General features: G+C 65.1%; 25 protein-coding genes. 10 read left to right on the top strand and 15 right to left on the bottom strand.

Features of this window, described 5'->3' with window-relative positions:
* The first annotated feature begins 4 nt into the window (after positions 1 to 4).
* The 8 genes from yihA to dapE all read left to right on the top strand — a co-directional run bounded on the left by yihA (position 5) and on the right by dapE (position 7,338).
* Positions 5 to 658: a ribosome biogenesis GTP-binding protein YihA/YsxC gene (gene yihA, locus JQ635_RS28000; RefSeq protein WP_211413002.1), complete on the top strand. Its 654-nt coding sequence runs from the start codon at positions 5 to 7 to the stop codon at positions 656 to 658.
* The gene (locus tag JQ635_RS27995) at positions 658 to 1,017 is read left to right on the top strand and encodes a DUF423 domain-containing protein (protein ID WP_211413001.1); all 360 of its coding nucleotides are present in this window, start codon (positions 658 to 660) and stop codon (positions 1,015 to 1,017) included. Before yihA ends, JQ635_RS27995 begins: the two co-directional genes overlap by 1 nt.
* A 276-nt stretch (positions 1,018 to 1,293) precedes the next feature.
* On the top strand, positions 1,294 to 2,181 hold the full coding sequence (gene argB, locus JQ635_RS27990; protein ID WP_211413000.1) for an acetylglutamate kinase: 888 nt from the start codon (positions 1,294 to 1,296) through the stop codon (positions 2,179 to 2,181).
* Between the two features lie 143 nt (positions 2,182 to 2,324).
* Complete coding sequence (locus tag JQ635_RS27985) at positions 2,325 to 3,311, top strand: DUF1036 domain-containing protein (RefSeq protein WP_211413094.1); 987 nt, start codon at positions 2,325 to 2,327, stop codon at positions 3,309 to 3,311.
* Between the two features lie 216 nt (positions 3,312 to 3,527).
* Positions 3,528 to 4,220: a pyrimidine 5'-nucleotidase gene (locus tag JQ635_RS27980; RefSeq protein WP_211412999.1), complete on the top strand. Its 693-nt coding sequence runs from the start codon at positions 3,528 to 3,530 to the stop codon at positions 4,218 to 4,220.
* A 234-nt stretch (positions 4,221 to 4,454) separates the two neighbouring features.
* Entirely contained in the window at positions 4,455 to 5,300 is an 846-nt protein-coding gene (gene dapD / locus JQ635_RS27975) for a 2,3,4,5-tetrahydropyridine-2,6-dicarboxylate N-succinyltransferase (RefSeq protein WP_211412998.1), read from the top strand.
* A 224-nt stretch (positions 5,301 to 5,524) separates the two neighbouring features.
* Positions 5,525 to 6,175 (top strand): DUF805 domain-containing protein, encoded by a 651-nt coding sequence (locus JQ635_RS27970; protein ID WP_211412997.1) that lies wholly within the window; start codon positions 5,525 to 5,527, stop codon positions 6,173 to 6,175.
* The gene (gene dapE / locus JQ635_RS27965; protein WP_211412996.1) at positions 6,172 to 7,338 is read left to right on the top strand and encodes a succinyl-diaminopimelate desuccinylase; all 1,167 of its coding nucleotides are present in this window, start codon (positions 6,172 to 6,174) and stop codon (positions 7,336 to 7,338) included. Before JQ635_RS27970 ends, dapE begins: the two co-directional genes overlap by 4 nt.
* A gap of 33 nt (positions 7,339 to 7,371) precedes the next feature.
* Here the strand turns inward: dapE and JQ635_RS27960 are convergent, their stop codons facing one another.
* The 5 genes from JQ635_RS27960 to JQ635_RS27940 form a co-directional block, all read right to left on the bottom strand.
* Positions 7,372 to 8,028 carry a hypothetical protein gene (locus JQ635_RS27960; protein ID WP_211412995.1) on the bottom strand — a complete coding sequence of 219 codons (657 nt, stop codon included), beginning with the start codon at positions 8,026 to 8,028 and terminating at the stop codon, positions 7,372 to 7,374.
* A 100-nt stretch (positions 8,029 to 8,128) separates the two neighbouring features.
* Positions 8,129 to 8,716: a GNAT family N-acetyltransferase gene (locus tag JQ635_RS27955; RefSeq protein ID WP_100177964.1), complete on the bottom strand. Its 588-nt coding sequence runs from the start codon at positions 8,714 to 8,716 to the stop codon at positions 8,129 to 8,131.
* 39 nt (positions 8,717 to 8,755) lie between these two features.
* On the bottom strand, positions 8,756 to 10,045 hold the full coding sequence (locus JQ635_RS27950; protein WP_211412994.1) for a M16 family metallopeptidase: 1,290 nt from the start codon (positions 10,043 to 10,045) through the stop codon (positions 8,756 to 8,758).
* Entirely contained in the window at positions 10,042 to 11,460 is a 1,419-nt protein-coding gene (thrC, locus tag JQ635_RS27945; protein ID WP_211412993.1) for a threonine synthase, read from the bottom strand. The genes JQ635_RS27950 and thrC overlap by 4 nt, the downstream gene beginning before the upstream one ends.
* A 545-nt stretch (positions 11,461 to 12,005) precedes the next feature.
* Positions 12,006 to 12,650: a response regulator transcription factor gene (locus JQ635_RS27940; protein ID WP_211412992.1), complete on the bottom strand. Its 645-nt coding sequence runs from the start codon at positions 12,648 to 12,650 to the stop codon at positions 12,006 to 12,008.
* An 86-nt stretch (positions 12,651 to 12,736) separates the two neighbouring features.
* Between JQ635_RS27940 and JQ635_RS27935 the strand changes: the two genes are divergently transcribed.
* Positions 12,737 to 14,071: a histidine kinase gene (locus tag JQ635_RS27935; RefSeq protein WP_211412991.1), complete on the top strand. Its 1,335-nt coding sequence runs from the start codon at positions 12,737 to 12,739 to the stop codon at positions 14,069 to 14,071.
* A 4-nt stretch (positions 14,072 to 14,075) separates the two neighbouring features.
* Here JQ635_RS27935 and JQ635_RS27930 read toward each other — a convergent pair whose 3' ends face one another.
* The 9 genes from JQ635_RS27930 to coxB form a co-directional block, all read right to left on the bottom strand.
* Positions 14,076 to 14,444 (bottom strand): nuclear transport factor 2 family protein, encoded by a 369-nt coding sequence (locus JQ635_RS27930; RefSeq protein ID WP_211412990.1) that lies wholly within the window; start codon positions 14,442 to 14,444, stop codon positions 14,076 to 14,078.
* A gap of 120 nt (positions 14,445 to 14,564) precedes the next feature.
* Positions 14,565 to 15,317: an SURF1 family protein gene (locus tag JQ635_RS27925; protein ID WP_211412989.1), complete on the bottom strand. Its 753-nt coding sequence runs from the start codon at positions 15,315 to 15,317 to the stop codon at positions 14,565 to 14,567.
* The gene (locus JQ635_RS27920; protein WP_211412988.1) at positions 15,314 to 15,715 is read right to left on the bottom strand and encodes a DUF983 domain-containing protein; all 402 of its coding nucleotides are present in this window, start codon (positions 15,713 to 15,715) and stop codon (positions 15,314 to 15,316) included. The genes JQ635_RS27925 and JQ635_RS27920 overlap by 4 nt, the downstream gene beginning before the upstream one ends.
* Positions 15,716 to 15,812: 97 nt before the next feature.
* Positions 15,813 to 16,709 carry a cytochrome c oxidase subunit 3 gene (locus JQ635_RS27915; protein ID WP_211412987.1) on the bottom strand — a complete coding sequence of 299 codons (897 nt, stop codon included), beginning with the start codon at positions 16,707 to 16,709 and terminating at the stop codon, positions 15,813 to 15,815.
* Positions 16,710 to 16,787: 78 nt separating this feature from the next.
* Positions 16,788 to 17,426: a cytochrome c oxidase assembly protein gene (locus JQ635_RS27910; RefSeq protein ID WP_211412986.1), complete on the bottom strand. Its 639-nt coding sequence runs from the start codon at positions 17,424 to 17,426 to the stop codon at positions 16,788 to 16,790.
* A 5-nt stretch (positions 17,427 to 17,431) separates the two neighbouring features.
* The gene (locus JQ635_RS27905) at positions 17,432 to 17,596 is read right to left on the bottom strand and encodes a CoxF protein (protein ID WP_211412985.1); all 165 of its coding nucleotides are present in this window, start codon (positions 17,594 to 17,596) and stop codon (positions 17,432 to 17,434) included.
* A 7-nt stretch (positions 17,597 to 17,603) separates the two neighbouring features.
* Positions 17,604 to 18,548, bottom strand: a complete 945-nt coding sequence (locus JQ635_RS27900) for a heme o synthase (RefSeq protein ID WP_211412984.1) — start codon at positions 18,546 to 18,548, stop codon at positions 17,604 to 17,606.
* Positions 18,549 to 18,609: 61 nt separating this feature from the next.
* On the bottom strand, positions 18,610 to 20,238 hold the full coding sequence (ctaD, locus tag JQ635_RS27895) for a cytochrome c oxidase subunit I (protein ID WP_211412983.1): 1,629 nt from the start codon (positions 20,236 to 20,238) through the stop codon (positions 18,610 to 18,612).
* A gap of 88 nt (positions 20,239 to 20,326) precedes the next feature.
* A complete protein-coding gene (coxB, locus tag JQ635_RS27890) occupies positions 20,327 to 21,166 on the bottom strand; it encodes a cytochrome c oxidase subunit II (protein WP_211412982.1) in 840 nt (279 codons plus the stop codon).
* A 447-nt stretch (positions 21,167 to 21,613) separates the two neighbouring features.
* Here coxB and JQ635_RS27885 point away from each other — a divergent pair, with 447 nt between their 5' ends.
* The gene (locus JQ635_RS27885; protein WP_211407083.1) at positions 21,614 to 22,147 is read left to right on the top strand and encodes an invasion associated locus B family protein; all 534 of its coding nucleotides are present in this window, start codon (positions 21,614 to 21,616) and stop codon (positions 22,145 to 22,147) included.
* A gap of 33 nt (positions 22,148 to 22,180) precedes the next feature.
* Here the strand turns inward: JQ635_RS27885 and JQ635_RS27880 are convergent, their stop codons facing one another.
* The gene (locus JQ635_RS27880) at positions 22,181 to 22,669 is read right to left on the bottom strand and encodes a GNAT family N-acetyltransferase (protein WP_211412981.1); all 489 of its coding nucleotides are present in this window, start codon (positions 22,667 to 22,669) and stop codon (positions 22,181 to 22,183) included.
* Between the last annotated feature and the right edge of the window lie 64 nt (positions 22,670 to 22,733).

The raw sequence follows: 22,733 nt of genomic DNA, 5'->3' as shown, positions 1-22,733 counted from the left end.
TCGCATGACCGACGACAAAGATGCGAAGCTGATCGAGGCCGGGCGAAAGCTGTTCGCGCGCGACTGGCAGTTCATCTGGGCCTCGCCCTCGATCCAGACACTGCCGCCGATGGAGGGGCTCGAGATCGCCTTTGCCGGCCGCTCCAATGTCGGCAAGTCCAGCCTGATCAACGCGCTCACCGGGCGCAACGCGCTGGCGCGCACCTCGCATACGCCGGGCCGCACCCAGGAGCTGATCTTCTTCGAGGTCCCCGGGAAAAAGGACCTGCGGCTCGTCGACATGCCCGGCTATGGCTATGCCAAGGCGCCGAAGAGCCAGGTGGCGTCCTGGACCGAGCTGATCCACACATTCCTGCTGGGCCGCGCCTCACTCGCGCGCGTCTACGTGCTGATCGACGCCCGGCATGGCCTCAAGGACGTCGATCTCGAAATCCTGAAGACGCTCGACCGCTCCGCCGTCAGCTACCAGATCGTGCTGACCAAGGCCGACCAGGTGAAGGCCTCCGAACTCCAGTCGCGCATTGCCGAGACCGAGGCGGCATTGGCAAAACATCCGGCCGCGTTCCCGAACGTGCTCGCGACCTCGTCGCGGAGCTCGACCGGCATGGCCGAATTGCGTGCCGCGATGGCGAAGCTGCTGGAAGAGCGGAGCAAGTAATGGTTCGCCTGCTGATTGGGCTTGCCGGTTTGATGGGCGCCGCCGGTGTCGCGCTGGCCGCCGCCTCCGCCCACGGTGCGGACGCTGGCCGCCTTGCCTCCGCCAGTGCCATGCTGCTGTTTCATGCAACTGCCGTACTCGCGGTGATGGGCTTGCTCGCGCGCGGCCTTCTGCACGGCGGAATTGGGCTTGTGGCAGCATGCGGCTTCGTGATCGGCGCCGCACTGTTCGCGGGCGACCTCACCTTGCGGCAATATGCCGGGCAATCGCTGTTTCCCATGGCGGCACCGACCGGCGGGACGGTGATGATTGCGAGCTGGCTGGCGGTGACGCTGGCCGCGGTGGTGGCGAGGAAATAGCTGCTCTTCTTCCTTCTCCCCTTGTGGGAGAAGGTGGCGTAGGCGGCCTTCGGCCGCCGTTCTTAAGAGAACGCCGAAGCGAAGCTTCGGCTATGGCGCCGGATGAGGGGTTTCTCTCCGCGGGCGTGAGCGTGGATAGAGACCCCTCACCCGTCTCGCCGCTGTCGCGGCGAGCCCCCCTCTCCCACAAGGGGAGAGGGAAAGAACATCACTTTGCGCCCCGCGCGCCAATCAGATAGAACGCGCACCGACAGTCCCGCCAGCGAGATCCGTGACATGACCGACATCTCCCCGCTCGACCAGGCCCGCATCCTGTCCGAAGCGCTGCCGCACATGCAGCAGTATGACGAGGAAACCATCGTCATCAAATATGGCGGCCATGCCATGGGCGACGAGGAGACTGCGAAGAACTTTGCCCGCGACATCGTCCTGCTCGAGCAGACCGCGATCAACCCGGTCGTGGTGCATGGCGGCGGGCCGCAGATCGCGACCATGCTCAAGCGCCTCGGCATCGTCTCGGAATTCGCCGCGGGCCTGCGCATCACCGATGCCGCGACCATCGAGATCGTCGAGATGGTGCTGGCCGGCTCCGTCAACAAGCAGATCGTCGGCTACATCAACGAGGCCGGCGGCAAGGCCGTGGGCCTGTCGGGCAAGGACGGCAACATGGTGAAGGCGTCGAAGACGACGCGCACCATCGTCGACCCGGACTCGCATATCGAGAAGGCGGTCGATCTCGGCTTCGTCGGCGACCCCGAGAAGGTCGACCTCACGCTGCTCAACCAGCTGATCGGCTATGAGCTGATCCCGGTGCTGGCGCCGCTCGCGACGTCCAAGGAAGGTCAGACGCTGAACATCAACGCCGACACTTTTGCGGGTGCGGTGGCCGGCGCGCTGAAGGCCAAGCGCCTGTTGCTGCTCACCGACGTGCCCGGCGTGCTCGACAAGTCGAAGAAGCTGATCCCGCAATTGTCAGTAAAAGATGCGCGAAAGCTGATCGCCGACGGCACCATCTCCGGCGGCATGATCCCGAAGGTCGAGACCTGCATCTACGCGCTCGAGCAGGGCGTCGAGGGCGTCGTCATCATCGACGGCAAGATGCAGCACGCGGTGCTGCTGGAGCTCTTCACCAACCAGGGCACGGGAACGCTGATCCACAAGTGAGAGACGAACGGCGAAGAAAAGAGGGCATCATGCCCGGGCTTGTCCCGGGTATCCACGGCTCTCGCTTTTCCGGGTTCGATGCTTCGCATCGCCCCGGAATGACGGGGATGAAACACCGTCGCTCCACTCTCACCCGCTTCCTGATGACGCTGCCAGCCGCAGCCATCTCCTTCTTCTTCTCCTCCGCACCCGCCTTCGCCGACCTCAAGATCTGCAACCGCATGTCCTATGTCGTCGAGGCCGCGATCGGCATCGACGACAAGGCGGCGACCGCAACGCGGGGCTGGTTCAGGATCGATCCCGCCACCTGCCGCGTGGTGGTGCAGGGCACGCTGACGGCCGACCGCATCCTGCTCAACGCCCGCGCGCTCGGCATCTATGGCGCCTCCCCGATCCCGCAGAACGGCAACGACATGCTGTGCGTGGCACAGGACAATTTCGTCATCGCGGCGGCGCGGCAATGCCGCAGCGGCCAGACGCAGGTCCCCTTCACGCAGGTGACGCCGACGCAGGGCGACGACGGCAATCTGGTCACCTATCTCGCGGAAGATTCCGAATATGACGACGAGCAGGCGCGGCTCGCCGGCATCCAGCGGCTGCTGGTGATCATCGGCTACGACGTCGGCGCCATCGACGGCGTCGACGGACCGAAGACGCAAGGCGCGCTGGCTGCGTTCCTGAAGAGCCGCGGGCTGTCCTCCGACGCGGCGTCGTCGCAAAATTTCTTCAAGACCATGGTGGATGCGACGCAGACGCCGTCGGCAAGCGGCCTCACCTGGTGCAACGACACGCCGCACAAGGTGATGGCGGCAATCGCTACCGACGACGGCAAGGCCGTGACCAGCCGCGGCTGGTACCGCATCGATTCCGGCAAGTGCCTGCATCCTGATGTGACCGGCCAGCCAAAGCAGATCTTCAGCTTCGCTGAAGCGGTCGATGCCGACAACCGCGCGATCAAGCTGAAGGACAAGCCGCTGAACTGGGGTGGTGACAAGCAGCTCTGCACGCGCGAGACCAAGTTCGAGACCAATGAGCACACCGATTGCGCCGCGCGCGGATTTGCGGCGGCGGGCTTTGGCGCGGTGGACATGTCGAGCGGCGGCAAGACGCTGCGGTTTGCGGTGCCGTGAGGGATCGCTGTGATACTGGTGTCACGACATATACCGGTGTCGTCCCCGCGAACGCGGGGACCCATAACCACAGGCCGCAGTTCTGGCGCGAGATGCTGGTTGTCAATCTTCGCCAAACTCCTCCCTGTGGTTATGGGTCCCGGATCTGCGCTTCGCTTGTCCGGGACGACAGCGGAGAGTGGGACAGCGCGTGCGCCCAACAGATAGAGAGTTGAGATGACCTCCCGCCGCAGCTTCACCTACGTCGACACCTGGGTGTTCGACCTCGACAACACGCTGTATCCGCATCACGTCAATCTGTGGCAGCAGGTCGACGCTAGAATCGGCGAGTTCGTGTGCAACTGGCTGAACGTGACACCCGCAGAAGCGCGCAGCATCCAGAAGGACTATTATCGCCGCTTCGGCACCACCATGCGCGGCATGATGACCCTGCATGGCGTCCGCGCCGACGACTACCTCGCTTACGTCCACAAGATCGACCATTCGCCGCTCGAGCCGAACCCTGCGCTCGGCGCCGCCATCGCAAAACTGCCGGGACGAAAACTGATCCTGACCAACGGCTCGGTCGACCATGTCGATGCGGTGCTGGCAAGGCTCGGCTTCACCGGCCATTTCGACGGCGTGTTCGACATCATCGCCGCCGAATTCGAGCCGAAGCCGGCGCCGCAGACCTACCGGAAATTCCTCGTGGACCATTCGGTCGATCCGACCCGCGCCGCCATGTTCGAGGACCTCGCCCGCAACCTCACCGTCCCGCACGAGCTCGGCATGACCACCGTGCTGGTGGTGCCGGACGGAACGAAAGAGGTGGTGCGCGAGGACTGGGAACTGGAGGGCCGGGACGCCGCCCATGTCGACCATGTCACGGACGATCTGGCGGGGTTTTTGGCCGGGCTGTCACCGAAATAACCGCTGTCGTCCCGGGGCGCGAAGCGAGTCCGGGACCCATAACCACAGGACGTAGTTGTAGCGCCGGATTGGTAACTCCGAGTCTTCGCCAAACACCTGCCTGTGGCTATGGGTCCCGGGCTCGCGCTTCGCGCGCCCCGGGACGACAACGGAGTATGCCTTGACTCCGCCCCTCCAAATCCCGAAAAAGCGCCCCAATCCCATCAAAATTCCCGCTCCGAAGAGGAAATCCCGATGTCCCTGTCCGCCCTCGAATCCACCATCAACAGCGCCTTCGACGCGCGTGACGGCATCTCGACCTCGACCAAGGGCGAGGTGCGCGAGGCCGTGGACCAGGTGCTGGAGACCCTGGACAAGGGCGAGGCGCGCGTTGCCGAGCGCGGCGCTGACGGCAAGTGGAAGGTCAACCAGTGGCTGAAGAAGGCCGTGCTGCTGTCGTTCCGCCTCAACGACATGGACGTCATTCCCGGCGGTCCCGGCAAGGCGAGCTGGTGGGACAAGGTGCCCTCGAAGTTCGAGGGCTGGGGCCCGAACCGCTTTCGCGATGCCGGTTTTCGCGCAGTGCCCGGCGCGGTCGTCCGCCGCTCGGCCTTCATCGCCAAGAACGTCGTGCTGATGCCGTCCTTCGTCAATCTCGGCGCCTATGTCGATGAGAGCACCATGGTCGACACCTGGGCCACCGTCGGCTCCTGCGCGCAGATCGGCAAGCGCGTGCACATCTCCGGCGGCGCCGGCATCGGCGGCGTGCTCGAACCGCTGCAGGCCGAGCCCGTGATCATCGAGGACGACTGCTTCATCGGCGCGCGCAGCGAGGTCGCCGAGGGCGTGATCGTGCGCAAGGGCGCGGTGCTGGCGATGGGCGTGTTTTTGGGTGCCTCAACCAAGATCGTCGACCGCGAGACCGGCGAGGTCTTCATGGGCGAAGTGCCGGAATATTCGGTGGTGGTGCCCGGCGCGCTGCCCGGCAAGCCGATGAAGAACGGCCAGATCGGCCCGAGCACCGCCTGCGCCGTCATCGTCAAGCGCGTCGACGAGCGCACGCGCTCGAAGACCAGCATCAACGAGCTGCTGCGGGATTAAGACTCTCTCCTCCCCCTCTCCCCGTTCTTGCGGGGAGAGGGTTGGGGTGAGGGGCCTCTCTCCACGGATGAGATGGCCGCGAGACCTGTACCCCCTCACCCGGATTGCTTCGCAATCCGACCTCTCCCCGCAGGCGGGGCGAGGTGAAGAGAGCCCTATCGAACCCTCCCTCCTTCCATCGCGACCAATATCCGGGCGGCTCCTCCCGCCCGGAGCCCCTTCGCATGGACTGGACCTGGTATCTCTTCCGCTTCGACGGCCGCATCAACCGCGCTTTGCTGTGGCAGGCGCTGCTGATCGTCGCGCTGCTGGCGGCCCTGCTTGGGGTGATCGGTCAGGTGATTCACCTCATCAGCGCCGAGGGGGCGTTGAAGCTATCCCTGAAACTCGATTTCGACTTCGGCCTCGACGATCTCTTCAAGCTGGTCGATCCCCGGGCCTATCGTTCGCTGGCGTCCCTCGACCGCACGGACCTGATCCTGAAGGCATCTGGCCTCGCGCTATTCTCATGGATCTTCCTGGCGACGGCGATCAAGCGGCTGCACGATCGCGACAGGAGTGGCTGGTGGATCGTTCTGTTCTTCTTCCTGCCCGGCCTGTTCAGCCAGTTCGCGGACCTGCTGCCCAAGTTGAGCTGGATTCTTTCGCTCAGCCTGCCCTTCTCCATCCTGTGGCTGTGGGGCTTCGTCGAAATGTTCTGCCGGCCCGGCACCTCGGGCCACAACCGCTTCGGCCCCGATCCGCTTCTCGAGATCGAGGACAGTTCGGCATCGGCCGCGCCATCCGCGAAAAGGTGGGACCAGAGCCACGAGATCGAAATTGTCCCGCCCAGTGCTAGCCCACCCGGCGGCATGCATGTTAAGCGGGGCGCATGACCGATGCTCTCTCGATTGCCCGCGATCTCATCCGCTGCCCCTCGGTAACCCCGGCCGACGCCGGTGCGCTGGGAGTGCTTGAAAAAGCCCTCGGCGCCGCCGGCTTCACCTGTCACCGCGTGACCTTCAGCGAGGAAGGCACCGCCGACGTCGACAATCTCTATGCGCGGATCGGCACCGAAGGCCCGCACATCACCTTCGCCGGGCACACCGACGTGGTGCCGCCGGGCGACGAGAGCGCCTGGAGCGTCGGCGCGTTCTCCGGCGAGGTGAAGGACGGCGTGCTGCACGGCCGCGGCGCGGTCGACATGAAGGGCGGCATCGCCTGCTCCGCCGCCGCGGTGCTCGAGCATCTCGCGGCCAACGGCGGCAAGCCTCGCGCCGATGGAAAAGGTTCGATCTCGTTCCTGATCACCGGCGACGAGGAAGACGTCTCCATCAACGGCACCATCAAGCTCTTGAAATGGGCCGCGGAGCGAGGCGAGAAGTTCGACCATTGCGTGCTGGGCGAGCCCTCCAATGTCGAGACGCTCGGCGACACCATCAAGGTCGGCCGCCGCGGCTCGCAATCCGGCACGCTGTATGTCGACGGCGTGCAGGGCCATGTCGCCTATCCGCATCGCGCGGCCAATCCGGTGCCTGACATCTCGCGGCTGATCGTTGCGATCTCCGACGAGCCGCTCGACCATGGCAGCGCCCAGTTCCAGGCCTCCAATCTCGAATTCACGTCCGTGGACGTTGGCAACAAGGCCTCCAACGTCATCCCCGGTGAGGCCCGCGCGAAATTCAACATCCGCTACAACGACAACCACACCCAGGCGAGCCTGCGCGAGCTGGTCGAGACGCGCCTCGCCAAAGCCTGTGGCAACCGCATCAAGGCCCGCATCGTGTGGGAGCCGTCGAACTCCAACGTGTTCGTGACCAAGCCCGGCCCGTTCACCGATCTGGCGGTGTCCGCGATCGAGGAGGTGACGGGACGCAAGCCCGAGCTGTCGACCTCGGGCGGCACGTCGGACGCGCGCTTCATCTCGAGCTATTGCCCGGTGATCGAATTCGGCCTGGTCGGCCAGACCATGCACCAGGTCGACGAGCGCGTGCCGGTGACGGATCTGGAAAAGCTGACGAAGGTGTATCGCGGGATCCTGACGCGCTATTTCGCGTAAGGCGCACGCGCCCTACAGAGCTGAATTCGCCGCCTACTTCTTCTTGCGCCCCTTCGGCTCGGGCGAGAGCGCCTGCGGGTCGAAGCCGACGTAGAAGATGTAGGAATCGGCGGTCGCAGCTGACGGCACCGGATAGACCAGATCCTCGACGACCATGGTGAAGGGCACGCTGCCGCCCTCCGACATCTCGACCGTGGTCCGGTAGGCCTTCGAGGCGATCACCTTCTCGCCGACGCCGCCCTGCACCACGGCGACGCGCAGGGGAACCTCGACCGTGGCAGGCGCCCCGGCGGGACCGGCGATGACGCGGCCCTGGATGCCGATCCGAGCCGTGATATCACCGCCGCTCCGGATGCATTCGCGTGCCATCTTGGTGATCGTGGCCTGGTAGCGCACGTCATTGCCGGCGGCCGGCTTGCCGCCGGCGCCGACCGCGTAGGTGGAGGCTCCGGCACGCACCGTGACCTGCGGGCAATCGACGTCGTCATCGGCCGCGGGCTGGCCGGGCGCGGGCGCCGGCTTGGGCTGGGCGGGCTGCTCGTCGGACTTGCCGCCGAACAGGCTCTTGAAGCGGTCGCTCAACGATTGGGCCGCCACCGGCGAGACCGAGGCGAGCGCAACCGACAACGCCAGCGCGACCGCCGTCCCCCGCCGCAACGTCGTCCGCGACGACCGAAGCTCCTTCACCATCAACGCCCATACTCCATGACAATGTTCCGGCCGGGTTATATCGCCAAAATCGGCGAACCCAAGGCAGCAAAAAGGGATTTGGCTACACGAATCGGGCGGCTCAGCCGCGGAAATCCTCGTGCAGCAGGCCGAACAGCAGGTGGTCCTGCCAGACCCCGTTGATGCAGAGATAGCGGCGTGCAAGGCCCTCGCGGGAGAAGCCGCACTTCTCCAGCACCCGGATCGACGGCGCATTGGTGGGGATGCAGGCGGCCTCGACCCGGTGCAAATTGAGCTCGCCGAACAGCGTCGGCAGCAACACCCGCAGCGCGGCCGTCATGTAGCCGCGATGGGCATGGGGCTGGCCGATCCAATAGCCGATGGTGCCGGCCTGCACGATGCCGCGCCGGACATTGGCGAGCGTGATGCCGCCGACCATGGCGCCGTCGAGCTCACGGAAGATCAGGAAGGGGTAGGAGCGGTCCGCGGCGATGTCCTCGGAATAGCGGCGCAGGCGGCGGCGGAAGCCGGAGCGCGTCAGATCGTCCGACGGCCAGATCGGCTCCCAGGGCGTGAGATAGTCGCGGCTGGTCTCGCGCAGGTGAGCCCATTGCAGGAAATCCGACATCTGCGGCGCGCGCAGCAACAGACCGTTGCCGCGGGGGGCGAGGGCAGCGGGTCCACTGGACGGCAGGCGAAAGAGGGCCATGGTGATGCTTCCCGGGGCGGGGGCTCCCTAACGCGGCTCCTAATGCAGCCGCGCCTTGGCACGCGCCCGAGTCAATCCTTCCGCAAAAGACACCGCCGTGTCCAGACCCCTGCCGCTGCCTAATGCGACAACTGCAGGGCGGCTGCGCGAAAGCAGTGCACGCGCGGCGTCCCGGGTCGATTCGACGCTGACGGCGTCGATCCGGGCCACCAGTTCCTGCACCGTCTGCGGCCGGCCATAGGCGAGCACGTGCCGGGCGAGCTGCTCGGCGCGGGACGAGCAGCTCTCCAGCGCCATCAGGAGCCCTGCCTTCATCTGCGCCTTGGCGCGCGCGATCTCGGCCTCGGTCAGCGTCTCCACCGAATCGTTCATGATGTCGACCACGACCTCCATCATCTCCGGCGCGTCGGCCGGATCGGTACCAGTGTAAAGGCCGAAGAAGCCGGTATCCGTATAGGGCGCGTGGAACGAGTAGATCGAGTAGCAGAGGCCACGCTTCTCGCGCACCTCCTGGAACAGCCGCGACGACATTCCGCCGCCGAGGACGTTGGTGAAAACCTGAAGCGAAAAAAGCGACAGGTCGTTCTGCGGCACGCCTTCCAGCGCCAGCGTCAGATGCGCCTGCTCGAGCTCGCGATGCACCACCTTGGCGCCGCCCTTACCGAACTGGGCGGATTGCGGCTTCGGGCCCGGCGTCGCCTCGAAGCTCGCAAAGCGCTTCTCGACCTCGGCGACAACCTGGCCGTGATCGACCGCGCCGGCGGCCGCCACCACCATGTCGGGGCCGCGATAATGCGTCGAGAGATAGCCGCGCAGCATGTCGCGGTTGAAGCTGCGCAGCGTCTTGGCGGTGCCGAGCAGCGAACGCCCCATCGGCTGGTCGGGATAGCAGAGCTCGTTGAGATGCTCGAACACGACGTCGTCGGGCGTGTCCTGCGCGGCGCCGATCTCCTGCACGATGACGTTCTTCTCGCGCTCCAGCTCATCCGGCTCGAAGGCGGGATTGGCCAGGATGTCGGCGAGCACGTCGAGCGCGAGCGGCACGTCGGCCTTCAGCACCCGCGCATAATAGGACGTGGTCTCGGTCGAGGTGCCGGCATTGAGGTCGCCGCCGACCGCCTCGATCTCCTCGACGATCTCGCGCGAGGAGCGTTTCGTCGTGCCCTTGAACGCCATGTGCTCCAGGAGATGCGAGATGCCGTGCTCGTTGGGCTTCTCGTCGCGTCCGCCGACGCCGGCCCAGACGCCGAGCGCGGCGGTCTCGAGATGAGGCATCTTGTCGGTGACGACGGTGAGGCCGGACGCAAGCTTGGAAATCTCGACGCTCATCCGGCAACTCCCTGCTTTGCGGCGCGGCTGACCGACAGCACGAACCGCTCGACCTCGGCCTGATCGTTCTTCATCACCTTGATGTGTTCGGATTTGGTCATGAGACCGTCGAGCCAGGCCGGCAGTTGCGGCCGCTGGCCGCAGGCCGCTTCGACCGCATCGGGGAATTTGGCCGGATGGGCGGTGGAGAGCACGATGCTGGGCACCGTGGTGTCGGTGGTGTCGCGGTCGGCGACGGCGAGCGCCACCGCGGTATGGGGGTCGACCAGTTCGCCTGCCTCGCGCCAGGCGGCGCGGATCGCGGCGGCAGTCTCGGTCTCGTCGGCGCGCCCGGCGTCGAACTCCTCGCGGATCCCGGCCAGCGTTGCGTCAGGCAGCACGAAGCGTCCGGACTGCTTCAGCGACTCCATCAGACGGCGCACGCCGGCGGCATCGCGCCGGCCGGCCTCGAACAGCAGCCGCTCGAAATTCGAGGAGATCTGGATGTCCATCGACGGCGACGCCGTCGCGTGCACCTCGCGCACCTCGTAGATGCCGGTCTTCAGCGTGCGCGCCAGGATGTCGTTGACGTTGGCGGCGATGCGCAGGGTGCGCACCGGCAGGCCCATGCGCTTGGCGACGTAGCCGGCGAAGATGTCGCCGAAATTGCCGGTCGGCACCACGAAATCCACCGCGCGCGCCGGCGCACCGACGGCGACGGCGGAGGTGAAGTAGTAAACCACCTGGGCGACGATGCGCGCCCAGTTGATGGAGTTGACGCCAGAGAGCGAGGTCGCATCGCGGAAGCGATGGTTGTTGAACATGCCCTTCACGAGTGCCTGGCAGTCGTCGAAAGTGCCTTCGATGGCGAGCGCATGGACGTTGGCCGCGCCCGTCGTCGTCATCATCCGCCGCTGCACCTCGGAGATGCGGCCATGCGGGAACAGCACGATGAGGTCGACGTTCTCGAGCCCCGCGAAGGCTTCGACCGCGGCGCCGCCGGTGTCGCCGGAGGTGGCGACCACGATGGTGGTGCGCTGGCCGCGCTTGGCGAGCACGTGATCCATCAGCCGCGAGATCAGCTGCATCGCCACGTCCTTGAAGGCCAGCGTCGGACCGTGGAACAACTCCAGCACGAACTGGTGCGGCGACATCTGGCGCAGCGGCACCACGGCCGGATGACGGAAGGTGGCATAGGCTTCGTTCGCCATGCGGCCGAGCTCGGCATCGGAGATCTCGCCTGCGGCGAAGGGACGGATCACGTCGACCGCGACCTCCCAATAGGGGCGGCCGAAGAAACCGGCGATGGTCTCGGCCGGGAGCTGGGGCCACGTCGCCGGTACATACAGGCCGCCGTCACGGGCGAGCCCGGTCAGCATCACGTCGCAGAAGCCGAGTTCAGGGGCCTCGCCCCGGGTCGAGATATAACGAGTCAAACTGCCCTCCAAAGGCCGGCCGAGCCTGAGCCAGATCCGTAAGCCTTTGATTTTACGAAATTACTTGTCAACAGCCAGAGGCCTCGGGCCACCATAAAGTGTTTTGCGGCATCGGGAAACCGCTTCCCGCCTGGGCTCTTCACGCGAAAAGGGCTGCGGCGATGCCGCAGCCCTCTCTTGGAAGGTCTGTCGTTGATATGTGCAGACCGGTTTGACTCGTCCGGGGCGCCTCCCCGCTAAAACTGTTGGCGCAAGCTTTCGTCGCCTGTCACGAAATCGTCAAGGGTCAAAACCGCGCATATTGGCAAATGTTCCTATTTCTCCCGGTGCGCGCGAATACCGCTGCTGCAGACGCGCGCAGACCAGAAGATGGTTTGCCGGTTTTTCCCGAATTTCCGATCAAGACAGGAACGAATGCCGCCTCGGCCCATTGTGTCGGCGGATGGGCGTCCGCTGCCGGCCATGCATTGCCCGCCGGCGGAGGCGCCGATCCGTCGGCCGAACCGCTGCATCCTGGAGCAGCCGGTTCGGTCGCTGGCGGCAGGTCAGCCCATCCCGATTTCCACTGCGATCCGGATCAGGTCGGAATGGTTCTTGGCGCCAAGCTTCTGCTTGAGCAGCGACGTGGTGTTGGCGACGGTCTTGTAGGAGATGCCGAGCGCCTCGGCGACCTCGACGATCTTGTCGCCACGGCCGAGCAGGCGGAGGATCTCCAGCTCCCGCGGCGTCATCTGCGAGGCCGGATTGGCCTTGATCGCGGCACCGGAGAAGGTCACGGCCTCCGCGAGCTGCGGCGAGATGAAATTGTCGCCCGCGACCACCTTGCGCACCGCTTTCAGCAGGATCCGGGGATCGTCGCCCTTGGAAACATAGCCCTGGGCTCCAAGCTCGACCGCCCGCACCACGAAGGCCGGATCGTCATTCATGCTGAACATGATGATCTTGGCCTCGGGATCGTCCTTGCGTATGCGTCGCATAAGCTCGAAGCCGGAGACGTCGGGCAGGCTGATGTCGATCACGGTGACGTCGGGCCGCTTGCTGACATAGGCGCGGTGACCGGATTTGGCGTCGCTTGCCTCTTCGATCCGGATCGAATTGTCGGAGGCAAACAGGGTGCGGCAGCCGGACAGCACCACCGGGTGGTCATCGACAATGAGAATCCGGGTCGCCGGCTTGGCAATATCTTGCATCGCGCGCTCTCTTGTTTTGCGACTCATAGACCGGCGGGAACAAATGGAAAGAGTAAATCACGCCGATGCGCGTTAGAATTGACCTAATGTGGCAACGACTTTCATTCAGGACGCAACTGTTTCTTCCGCTCGGCGCAAGTTTTCTCGCGGCGCTGGTCCTGGGCGGCATATTGCTGCAGATATTTGCAACCGGTCAACTGGCCGACGAGAATGAGCCGGCCCGACGCTCGACCAAGACGATCGCCGCCGCGCTCAATAACACGCTGCGCGCCTCGGACGATCCGCAAAAGACCCTTGAGGCGTTTGTCCAATCCCTGGACACCTCCTCCGATATCCAATTCCGCACGGTGGAGGCGGGTCCCGTGCCCTCCGCGAAGGACGGCCTGCACAACCTCCAGACGGTTCCGCGGTGGTTTCTCAACCTCTTGACCCTGCCGGACATTGACGCTGCGTCGCCGGTGGTCATTGACGGCAGGCATGTCGGCGACATCGTGTTCGTGCCGGACCTGTCGGCGGACCTGTTCGAGAAGTGGATCGGCTTCCTCGCGCTGACCAGCCTTGTCGTCGTGCTGATGGTGCTCACCGGCACCATCGCCTATCTCTTCGCGGGATCGGTGGTGGGCCCGCTGCAATATCTCGGCGAAGGACTGACGCGAATACGGCGCGGCGACTACGCGACGCCGATCCCGGTCGGAGGACCGCCGGAGATCCGGCGCAGCTGCGAGGCGGCGAACGCCCTGTCCGCAACGCTCGCGCAATTGAGCCAGGACAATCGCGACCTGTTGCACCGCCTGGTATCGCTCCAGGACGACGAGCGGCGCGATCTCGCCCGCGAGCTCCACGACGAGCTCGGCCCGCTGCTGTTCAGCATCCGCGCCGGCACGATCTCGCTGATCGAGGCCTCCCCACCGGCAGGAAATCTCGGCAATTCGGCGGAGGAGGTGCTGCAGTCGGTGGAGGCGCTGCAGCAGACCAACCGCCGCATCCTCGACCGGCTGCGCCCGCTCTACATCGAGGAATTGGGGCTGGAGACGAGCGTGCAGACGCTGCTTCAGAACTTTCGCAAGCAGGCACCGCATGTCGGCCTGACCGCCACGATTGATCCGGGCCTCAACGCGATCGACGGACCGCTGGCCCAGACTGTCTATCGCGTGATCCAGGAGGCGCTGACCAACGTGCTGCGCCATGCCGGAGCGAGCAATGCCGATGTGCAGGCGGCTATCGTCGGCGAGGCGCTCGTCATCGAGGTCTCCGACGACGGCGGCGGATTTCCCGAGGGCAATGTGTTCGGCCGCGGCCTGACCGGCATGCATGAGCGCGTGCGCGCGCTCAGCGGGTCGCTGTCATTGCTGCGCGCGGACGACCGAACCTATGTGCGCTGCCGCCTGCCCATGGAGAGGGCGCGAGACGCGCCCGCGTGATGCGCTAGCACGCGCAGCCGTCGTGCGCGTTCTGTCGCGAGGGCGTGCACAGCGTGCTGTAGATCTTGCCTTCGGGGCTGAAGCGAAACGAGGCGTGAATACGCAGTGCGCCCGCGACGGAATATTCGAGATCGACGCCGTGCGGCGCCGGCTCGATCTCCTCCAGACCGAAACCCGCCGCCAGGTAGGCGTTGAGCCGCGATCCCCAGTAGCGTTCGAGCTCGCGCCGGCCGCGATGATAATGCTGCGTGCCGTTGCACGTGCACTCGACCTCCGCGTCGTCCGCATAGAGGTCGAGCAACATCACAAGGTCGCCGTTCCTGCAGGCATCCACCCAGTCGACGACAATTCCCATCTGATCGAAATCGCTCACGCCGCATTCCCTGTCTGCCGCGGACAAACTCGAACGCGGCTTGGGATTACACTCGTGAATCCAAACTGAATAATAAACCCCGGACGATTCCGGGTTCCGTCCGGGAACCTACGGGCGTCGTTAACCTTCGCGCCGGGCTCTCACCCAAACGCCGAACGCGATCAGCACCGCTCCTGCGAGCGTGAACCAGGTGATGGCGTATTGCAGGTGGTCATCCTTCAGATGCACGTCCAGCGCACCGGGGCGCGGAATTCCGTTTTGCGGCGCCGGCTGCTCCAGGTCGACATAGAACGGCGCCACCGCGCCCCAGCCAAGCGCGCTTGCGATCGCGAGATGATCGCGCACGAACCAGAGCCGCTTGTCGCGATTCTCCGCCGGCGTCATCCAGCCAGGTGCCTCGGGGAAGCGGAGATAGCCGGTGAGCGCGATCGGCTGTCCGGTGACGAGCTTCTTCACCGCACGATCCTCGACGCTGCGATCCTGCATCGTGTTCTCGATGAAGCCCGCATCGATCACGACCATCTCGCCGGCCGCAAGCCGCGCCGGCAGGAAGGCCCAGGTGCCGGGACCTGAAGCGTCCTTGCGTACGGCCGAGCCGGACGAATAGACCATCGCGTCTGGCAGCGGGGCATAGGTCGCGGTGAAGCTGACGCGGCGGAATTCATCGCGGGCGGGATTCAGCGCAGCCCATTGTCCAGCCGGCGGCAGCGCAATGGGAGCCGCTGCCAGACGCTCGGTGAGCGCCGCGATCAGCTCGTGCTTGGCGGTCCGGCGCTGCAATTGCCAGACGCCGAGCGCGACGAAGGAAGCGGTCAGGGCCAGCGTGAACAGCGCGAAGCCGGCCACGCGGGGCTTGCGCGCAGTCTCTCTCATTTCGCGCGGTCGATCAGCCGGCCCGGCGCCGCCTTGTGGTGGAATTGCAGCGCGATCAGCAGCGACTTCATCGAGCGCAGCGGCAGCAGCGTGGTGGCGAGGATCAGCGGCAGCCAGAGCACCGCATGCAGCCAGAACGGCGGCTGGTACTTGACCTCGACGACGAGCGCGCAGCCGACCACGATGGCGCCGGCCAGCATGATGATGAAGATCGCGGGGCCGTCGCCGGAGTCGATGAAGGCATAGTCGAGGCCGCAGCGATCGCAAGCGGGGGCGAGGTTGAGGAAGCCCGCATAGAGCTTGCCCTGGCCGCAGCGCGGACATTTGCAGGCAAGCCCGCGTAGCGCGCTTTGCAGGACGGTGGTTTGGGGCTCGGATGGACCGGCGGTATCGTTCATGACGGCCTACTTTATCACATTTTCCGCAGAATCTTTCGGCGACCGGAAAGCGAAAGGGCGGCCCTGCGGCCGCCCTTTCCAATCAATCCATCACAGCTCAGTGCGCGCCGTGAGCCATGGTCTCGGCACCGTGTCCCCACACATAGATGCAGAGGAACAGGAACAGCCAGACCACGTCGACGAAGTGCCAGTACCAGGCGGCAAACTCGAAACCGAGGTGCTGCTTCGGCGTGAAGTGGCCGGCATAGGCGCGCGCAAGGCACACGATCAGGAAGATGGTGCCGACCAGCACGTGGAAGCCGTGGAAGCCGGTCGCCATGAAGAAGGTCGCGCCATAGACGTTGCCGGCGAAGGAGAAGGCCGCGTGGCTGTACTCATAGGCCTGCACGCAGGTGAAGAGCGCGCCGAGCACGACGGTGAGGATCAGGCCGTATTTCAGGCCCTGGCGATCGTTCTCGAGCAGCGCGTGGTGGGCCCAGGTCACGGTGGTGCCCGACGTCAGCAGGATCAGCGTGTTCAGGAGCGGCAGGTGCCAGGGATCGAAGGTCTCGATGCCCTTCGGCGGCCAGGTGCCGGGGACCGCGCAGGCGCCGGCCTGGGTGCCGAGGCCGCAGCCGAACACGGCATCGCGGGTGGCGTGGACGGCGTCGGCCGGAAACAGCGCCGCGTTGAAATAGGCCCAGAACCAGGCCACGAAGAACATCACCTCGGAGGCGATGAACAGGATCATGCCGTAGCGGTGATGCAGCTGCACGACGCGGGTGTGGTCGCCCTTGTACTGGGCTTCCTTGATCACATCGCCCCACCAGCTTGCCATGGTGTAGAGCACGCCGACGGTGCCGACGCCGAACACGATCGGGGCGGCCGCGAACATGTGATGCATCCAGGCAATCGCGCCGACCGCCATGATGAAGGCCGAGAGCGAGCCGACCGCCGGCCACGGAGAGGGATCGACGAGGTGATAGTCGTGATGCTTGCCTTGCGCCGTAGCCATTTCCGTCTCTCTCCTCAATCCCGTGCCTATCAGGCACTTATCCCCTTGTTTCCAACCTTTCGGGCGTAAGCCCGGCGGTCAGAGATTTCCCTTGCGTCTGTCGGCTTCGCCCGATGCGAGCGGCTTCACCACCGGATCCTTCACCGGATAGAACGTGTAGGACAGCGTGATCGTGCCCAGCCCGTCGTTCTCGTGATCGTCGGCGATCGAGGGATCGACGTAGAACACGACCGGCATCTCGCGCTTCTCGCCCGGCGCCATGGTCTGCTCGGTGAAGCAGAAGCAGTTGATCTTCTGGAAGTAGGAGCCGACCGTCAGCGGCGCGACGTTGTAGGCCGCTTGCCCTGCGGTGGTGCGCGCGGCCTGGTTGGTCACGGTGTAGAAGACGGTTACGACCTGGCCGATATTGACCTCGATCTCGTTCTGCTCCGGCTCGAACTTCCAGGGCAGGCCGGGCGCGACGTTGGAATCGAAACGCACCGCGATCTTCCGTGCGATCGGCCCGGTGGCCGGTGCGGAGGTCGCGACCTGCGTCGTGCCGTTGAAGCCGGTGGCGCGGCAGAACCAGTTGTAGAACGGCACCGCCGCATAGGAGGCGCCGACCATCAGCGCAACCACGCCGCCGCAGATGGACGCAACCACCACATCACGGCCCAGCCCGCGGCCTTTGGCCGGCTTGGCGCTGACGTCCCGCGATATGGTCGGCTCGTGATCCATGTTTCCTACATCGGCCGGACTAGCACTGCCGGTCCCTTGACCAGGGTGACGGCAAAGAACAGCACCACGAGCACGCCGAGCGCCAAAGCAATGGCAATGGAGCGCTGACGACGGCTCTTCTGCTGCGCCTCGGTGAGGACGATTCCATCTGGCTCGGGTTTGTCAGCCATTCCTGCCTCATGCGCCCCCAACCATCGGAGCAAGCGCCCGGTAGACGACCTCGGCCAGCAGGGTCGCGAACAGCGCGAACAGATACAGGATCGAGAAAGCAAACAGTTTTCGCGTCGCACGCAGCGACTGGCTGCGCTCGCGGCGCAGATAGACGTTGATGGCGAGCACCAGCATGCCGGCGCCGAGGATCAGCGAGACCACGCCATAGACGGCATCGAAATAGCCGAGCGCCCAGGGCGCAGCGGCCACCGCGATCAGCACGATGGTGTAGAGCAGGATCTGCAGACGCGTCGCGTCGGGGCCGGCGACGTTGGGCAGCATCGGAATGCCGGCGCGCGCATAATCGTCGGAGCGGAACAGCGCCAGCGCCCAGAAGTGCGGCGGGGTCCAAAAGAAGATGATGGCGAACAGCAGCAGCGGCTCGACGTCGACCGTGCCGGTCACCGCGGCCCAGGCCACGACCGGCGGCAGCGCGCCGGCGGCGCCGCCGATCACGATGTTCTGCGCGGTCCAGCGCTTCAGCCACATCGTGTAGATTACGACATAGAAGAAGATGGTGAAGGCGAGCAGCGCGCCCGCGATCCAGTTGACGAGGATGCCGAGCGTCATCACCGAGAAGAAGGCGAGCGTCGTGCCGAACGCCATCGCCTCGGGGCGGGTGATGCGGCCGCGCGGGATTGGCCGGTTAGCCGTGCGCGACATCTTGGCGTCGATGTCGCCTTCGAGCGCCATGTTGAGCGCGCCGGAGGCGCCGGCACCGACTGCGATGCAGAGCAGCGAGGTGATCGCGAGCACGGGATGGAAATGCCCGGGCGCCATCGCCATCCCGACCAGCGCGGTGAAGATCACCAGCGACATCACCCGCGGCTTGAGCAGCGCGATGTAGTCGGCAACCTCCGCTTCGGAGATGCGGGGATTGATGTCGGCGGCGTTGTGGTCGAGGACGGACACTTAATTCAACTCGCTTCGTTATAGAGCCGCGGCGCCCGTCACGGGCGCCGCGGGAGATCGATCACTGCACGCGGGGCAGCACTTCGAACTGGTGGAAGGGCGGCGGCGAGGGCAGCGTCCACTCCAGCGTGGTCGCGCCCGCCCCCCAGGGATTGGCGCCCGCCGGCACCTTCTTCATGAAGGCGTCGATCACGCAGTAGAGGAAGATCAGCACGCCGAAGCCGGAGATGTAGGAGCCGACCGAGGAGACCAGGTTCCAGCCTGCGAACGCGTCGGGATAGTCGACGTAGCGGCGCGGCATGCCCGACAGGCCGAGGAAATGCTGCGGGAAGAACACCAGGTTGACGCCGATGAAGGTGACCCAGAAGTGCGCCTTCGCGAGGCTCTCGTTGTACATGTAGCCCGTCATCTTCGGGAACCAGTAGTACCAGCCGGCGAAGATCGCGAACACCGCGCCGAGCGACAGCACGTAGTGGAAGTGCGCGACGACGTAGTAGGTCTCCTGCAGCACGCGGTCGACGCCGGCGTTCGCCAGCACGACGCCGGTGACGCCACCGACCGTGAACAGGAAGATGAAGCCGACCGCCCAGATCATGGGAGCGCGGAATTCGATCGAGCCGCCCCACATCGTGGCGATCCACGAGAAGATTTTGACGCCGGTCGGAACCGCGATCACCATCGTGGCGGCGACGAAATAGGCCTGCGTCGCCGAGGACATGCCGACCGTGTACATGTGGTGCGCCCACACCACGAAGCCGATGCCGCCGATCGCGACCATGGCGTAGGCCATGCCGAGATAGCCGAACACGGGCTTGCGCGAGAAGGTGGAGACGATCTGGCTGATCATGCCGAAGCCGGGCAGGATCAGGATGTACACTTCGGGGTGGCCGAAGAACCAGAACAGGTGCTGGAACAGCACGGGATCGCCGCCGCCGTCGGGCGCGAAGAACGTCGTGCCGAAATTGCGGTCGGTGAGCAGCATGGTGATCGCACCGGCGAGCACCGGCAGCGACAGCAGCAGCAGGAACACCGTCACCAGGATCGACCACACGAACAGCGGCATCTTGTGCAGGGTCATGCCCGGCGCGCGCATGTTGAAGATCGTGGTGATGAAGTTGATGGCACCGAGGATCGACGAGGCGCCCGCCAGATGCAGCGACAGGATCGCGAAGTCGACGGCCGGGCCCGGATGGCCGGAGCTCGACAGCGGAACGTACATGGTCCAGCCGGCGCCGACGCCGTTGGCACCCGGCTCGCCCTCGACGAAGGTCGACATCAGCAGCAGGCCGAAGGAGGCCGGCAGCAGCCAGAACGAGATGTTGTTCATGCGCGGGAACGCCATGTCGGGCGCGCCAATCATCAGCGGCACGAACCAGTTGCCGAAGCCGCCGATCATCGCGGGCATGACCATGAAGAAGATCATGATCAGGCCGTGCGAGGTCACGAAAACGTTGTAGGTGTGCGTTTCGTGGAAGATCTGCACGCCCGGATACATCAGCTCGGCCCGGATCGCGATCGACATCGCGGCACCGATGACGCCGGCGATGACCGCGAAGATCAGGTACATCGTGCCGATGTCCTTGTGGTTGGTCGAATAGACGTAGCGCCGCCATCCGGTCGGATGGGCGTGCTCGTGGTCATGTCCGTGGTCTTGCGCGTGATCGCCGTGTGCCGCTGCGCTCGTTGCCATTTTCAAATCCTGCCTTGCGTCCCAATCGGACCTTTGGAGGTCCCGCCCTTTTATCTCGCTTTCAGTCCCCTCGAGCCTTGCCCGGCGCTTACTGCGTCGGGCCGGCCGCGGAGGCGTAGGTGCTGGTGCCGCCGCTGGCGAACTTCTTCTTCGCCGTCTCGACCCAGGAGGCGAACTCCTGGTCGCTGACCACGCGGATCGCGATCGGCATGAAGGCGTGATCCTTGCCGCAAAGTTCAGAGCACTGACCGTAATACATGCCGGTCTTGGTGGCCTTGAACCAGGTCTCGTTCAGCCGGCCCGGGATGGCGTCGATCTTGACGCCGAAAGCCGGCAGCGCATAGGCGTGGATGACGTCTGCGCCGGTGACCTGGACACGAATCACCTTGTTGACCGGCACCACCATCTCGTTGTCGACGCCGAGCAGGCGGGGCTGCTTGTCCTGGGCCATCAGCGAGTCGAACTCGAACTTGCCGTTATCAGGGTAGGCATACGACCAGTACCACTGCTTGCCCGTCGCCTTCACCGTCAGATCCGCCTTCGGAATGTCGAGCTCCAGGAACAGGAGGCGGAACGACGGCACCGCGATGCCGACCAGGATCAGCACGGGAACCAGGGTCCACACCACCTCGATCAGCGTGTTGTGGGTGGTCCGCGACGGCACCGGATTGGCCTTCGCGTTGAACTTGATGACCACGACGATCAGCAGCGCCAGGACGAACAGCGTGATCAGGGCGATCAGCACAAACAGGAAGTTGTGGAACCAGACGATATTGTCCATCACCGGCGAGCCGGACTGCTGGAGCGTCCACTCCCACGGCGCTGGCTGCCCTAGCTCGGCAAAAGCCGCGCCGCCCGTCGCCAGCGTCAGGCCAGCAACGGCCAATCCCAGCAAATGCCGGCCTACCCGGCCCATCGACATCCTCATGCCGTTCGCGCTCCCCTTACGAAATCACCCCAAGTGCATTCCCCTGTTTCCGGGAAACGCTTATTCGATCCGTCCGTCTGACAAACCGCCGCTCAAGAATACCTCTAAGAGGAATTGGGGCCAGATCGCTAGAACGCCGAAATCAAGCTTCTCAAACCATAATTCTTGATCTATCGCAATGCAGTCTTGCGCCCCCTCTGCCAGCGATCACCCGCAAGATATTTCCTAGTAACATCAGACAAAAATACCGTTTCCCGGGATGCCGCGGCTTGACAGCGGAATTGCCCGCTGTAGGCACTTGCGAACGGCCGCACAGGAACCTGATTCGTGCCGGCGGTGGCGGCCTCGGCGGCGCGGAATTTGCTTGGGAATTGCCTTCAAGACGCCGTCATTTCCGTATCAGTCCACCCGCGCAAGCGACCCAAGCGAGCAGAGGGACCGACCCCGATGGGGCTTTCGAGATGCATGGCAAGGCAGGCTGACGGCCTCACGGCGCTGGCGGCCCTGCTGGCTGCGGTCGTTCTCCTGGCACTTCCGGGCCTTGCCCATGCGCAGGGCGCGGTGCGCTCCGTCCATGGCGACTGGCAGATCCGCTGCGACACCCCGCCGGGCGCGCAGACCGAGCAATGCGCCCTGATCCAGAGCGTGGTGGCGGAGGACCGCTCCAATGCCGGCCTGACCGTGATCGTGCTCAAGACCGCCGACCAGAAAAGTCGCCTGATGCGGGTGGTCGCCCCGCTCGGCGTCCTCCTGCCCTCCGGCCTCGGCCTCAAGCTCGACAATCAGGACGTCGGCCGCGCCGGCTTCGTGCGCTGCCTGCCCAATGGCTGCGTCGCCGAGGTCGTCATGGACGACAAGCTGCTCGGCCAGCTCCGCAGCGCCAAGACCGCGACCTTCATCATCTTCGAGACGCCGGAAGAAGGCATCGGCTTCCCGCTCAGCCTGAACGGGCTCGGCGAAGGCTACGACAAGCTGCCGTAGGTAGTCGGGGTCGAACAGCGACGCCGTCGCGCCCTAGAACAGCACCGCCATCTGGATCACGCTCTCATACACGCCGTCGATCCTGACCGCGTTGCGTGACAATCCCTCGACGGCAAAGCCGACCCTCATGTAGAGCGCGATCGCGCTCCGATTGTCCTCGCGAACGGACAGTTCGACCCGCGACAGGCCGGCGGCCCGCGCGGCGGCGAGCGTCGTCGTGATCAGCCGCGTTCCGAGCCCCTGGCCTCGAAACGGCTGCAAGAGGCCCATCCCGAGGATGCCGGCATGGGCGTAGATCGGCCGCGGATGGCGCCTGATATCGCACCAGCCGACGACGTCGCCGCCGGAAAGCGCAACAAATTGCGGATTCCCCTGCGCGATCATGTCGAGGACGAAGCTGCGCGTCGCCTCCAGCGGAGGCGCCTCGAGAAAGGCCAGATAGCGCCGCTCCCGCGCAACGGTGTCGAGCGCGCGATGGAAGCTTTCGATCTGCGCTTCGGATATGGCAATGATTTCAATCATGTCGTTTCGGTAATGTGACGCACCGCCCTCTCGCCGAACGGTCCCGAAGCCATTATCTTGCCCG

Origin of the sequence: Bradyrhizobium iriomotense (genome assembly GCF_018130765.1) — a bacterium.
Lineage (GTDB): Bacteria > Pseudomonadota > Alphaproteobacteria > Rhizobiales > Xanthobacteraceae > Bradyrhizobium > Bradyrhizobium iriomotense_A.
This window is presented reverse-complemented; position numbering and strand designations above follow the sequence as displayed.